This window comes from uncultured Bacteroides sp. (assembly GCF_902491285.1).
Lineage (GTDB): Bacteria > Bacteroidota > Bacteroidia > Bacteroidales > Bacteroidaceae > Bacteroides.
Genome location: NZ_CABUHK010000174.1, coordinates 1 through 2,411, shown reverse-complemented (window position 1 = coordinate 2,411; position 2,411 = coordinate 1). Strand labels below are relative to the sequence as shown.

The following is a 2,411-nucleotide window of genomic DNA, read 5'->3' as shown; positions in this document are numbered from 1 at the left end:
AGTTCAGTTATTTATTTTACTTTTGCCCATCACCAATAAATACTCTGAAAATATGACTCTGATAGACGGAAAAGCCATTTCCGAACAAGTGAAACAAGAGATTGCGGCCGAAGTGGCCGAAATAGTGGCTCGTGGCGGAAAACGTCCGCATCTGGCGGCCATCCTTGTGGGACACGATGGAGGCAGCGAAACATATGTAGCTGCGAAAGTAAAAGCCTGCGAAGTTTGCGGATTCAAATCCTCACTTATCCGTTACGAAAGTGCCGTGACCGAGGAAGAGCTGCTAGCCAAAGTACGCGAATTGAATGAAGACAGCGATGTGGACGGCTTCATCGTGCAACTCCCGTTACCGAAACATATCTCTGAACAGAAAGTAATTGAGACAATCGATTACCGTAAAGATGTAGACGGTTTCCATCCGATAAACGTAGGGCGTATGTCCATCGGGCTTCCCTGCTATGTGTCGGCCACTCCCAACGGTATCCTCGAACTGCTGAAACGCTACGAGATAGAAACTTCAGGCAAGAAGTGCGTCGTACTCGGACGCAGCAACATAGTCGGCAAACCGATGGCTGCATTAATGATGCAAAAGGCTTATCCGGGTGATGCCACCGTAACCGTATGCCACAGCCGCAGCAAAGACCTGGTAAAAGAATGTCAGGAAGCCGATATCATTATCGCCGCTTTGGGACAGCCCAACTTTGTGAAAGCTGAAATGGTAAAAGAAGGCGCAGTAGTTATCGACGTAGGTACTACCCGCGTACCGGACGCAACGAAGAAATCCGGATTCAAACTGACCGGTGACGTGAAGTTTGATGAAGTGGCTCCGAAGTGCTCATACATCACTCCCGTACCGGGCGGTGTCGGTCCGATGACGATTGTATCACTAATGAAAAATACACTCCTAGCCGGCAAGAAAGCCATTTATCAATGAGACACACATTGTTTCTGATAATCACGCTTCTCTCCCTGTCCTGCACCTCACGGTCGCAGGCAAGGAGAGATTCTATTAATAATGCCTCAACAGACAGCCTCTCCGCAGTTGACAGTATTATACCAGCCGATACGCTCCGGCTCCTTTTCGTAGGAGACTTGATGCAACATCAAGGACAAATTAATGCCGCACGAACTGTAAAAGGCTATGATTATTCCACTTGTTTTGAATATGTCAAGGAAGAAATAGGCAGAGCCGATCTCGCCATCGCCAACCTGGAAGTTACATTGGGTGGAAAGCCCTATAAAGGTTATCCGGCTTTCAGTGCGCCGGATGAGTTTCTGACCGCGATTCATGATGCCGGATTCAACGTCCTCGTGACTGCCAACAACCACAGTCTCGACCGTGGCAGAGCCGGATTGGAACGTACCATCCAACTAATCGACACATTGAGGATTCCTCATGCCGGAACGTATGTCAACTCCGAAGCACGTGAAAAACAGTATCCTCTCCTATTGGAGAAAAACGGATTCCGCATCGCTCTGCTCAATTACACATATGGTACAAACGGAATTCCTGTTACCCCGCCCAACATCGTGAACTATATCGACACAACGATTATCGCAAAAGATATAGAAGCCGGCAAAGCCCTGAAACCGGACGCAATCATCGCCTGCATGCATTGGGGGATAGAATATCAATCCTTGCCGGACAAAGAACAAAAGTTCCTCGCTGATTGGCTGCTCCGAAAAGGCGTCAACCACGTAATCGGTTCGCATCCGCACGTCGTACAACCTATCGAAGTCCGCACGGACAGTCTGACAAACGACAAGCATCTTGTCGTCTATTCATTGGGAAATTATATTTCCAATATGTCCGCCCGCCGCACGGACGGTGGACTTATGGTAAGGATGGAACTGGTAAAAGATAGTACCACTCGTCTCAACAATTGCGAGTACAGTCTGGTATGGACAGCCCGCCCGATGCAATCGGGGAAAAAAAATCATCAATTACTCCCCGTCAACCTTCCGGCTGATTCAATTCCTTTACAAGCACGTAACTCTCTGAAAATCTTTACGAATGATGCGCGAACCCTTTTCAGCAAGCACAATCGGGGAATAAAAGAATATACTTTTTTCGAAAAAAAATAGCAGAATCTTTTGGAGATTAGAAGATAATATCTATCTTTGCACCGCGTTAGAGAAACGCAGACATGGTGGATGTAGTTCAGTTGGTTAGAGCGTCAGATTGTGGTTCTGAATGTCGCCGGTTCGAGTCCGGTCTTCCACCCAACAAAGACCCTTGTAAGTTAAGTACTTATGAGGGTTTCTTCTTTATGATAGGATAGTACTTCTATCCCACAATTTAGGCTTAATCAGGGCTCAGTTGTAATTCTTGGGGGATTAAGTTTTGTTAATTCCGTTCATGCATATACCTTTGCTAGCCTAAAAAGGAAGAAGCTCATATCCACTACTCC

General features: G+C 46.9%; 2 protein-coding genes and 1 tRNA gene. All 3 read left to right on the top strand.

Features of this window, described 5'->3' with window-relative positions:
• Positions 1-52: 52 nt before the first annotated feature.
• The 3 genes from folD to RDN93_RS21940 all read left to right on the top strand — a co-directional run bounded on the left by folD (position 53) and on the right by RDN93_RS21940 (position 2,225).
• Positions 53-934 (top strand): bifunctional methylenetetrahydrofolate dehydrogenase/methenyltetrahydrofolate cyclohydrolase FolD, encoded by an 882-nt coding sequence (gene folD, locus RDN93_RS21950; RefSeq protein ID WP_308747428.1) that lies wholly within the window; start codon positions 53-55, stop codon positions 932-934.
• On the top strand, positions 931-2,085 hold the full coding sequence (locus tag RDN93_RS21945) for a CapA family protein (RefSeq protein WP_308747427.1): 1,155 nt from the start codon (positions 931-933) through the stop codon (positions 2,083-2,085). The genes folD and RDN93_RS21945 overlap by 4 nt, the downstream gene beginning before the upstream one ends.
• A 64-nt stretch (positions 2,086-2,149) precedes the next feature.
• Positions 2,150-2,225 (top strand) — tRNA-His (locus tag RDN93_RS21940).
• Positions 2,226-2,411: the final 186 nt, after the last annotated feature.

Bases quoted from the DNA above. Each gene is read 5' to 3' on its own strand.
- RDN93_RS21945 (WP_308747427.1), top strand. From the start codon at position 931: ATGAGACACACATTGTTTCTGATAATCACGCTTCTCTCCCTGTCCTGC.
- folD (WP_308747428.1), top strand. From the start codon at position 53: ATGACTCTGATAGACGGAAAAGCCATTTCCGAACAAGTGAAACAAGAG.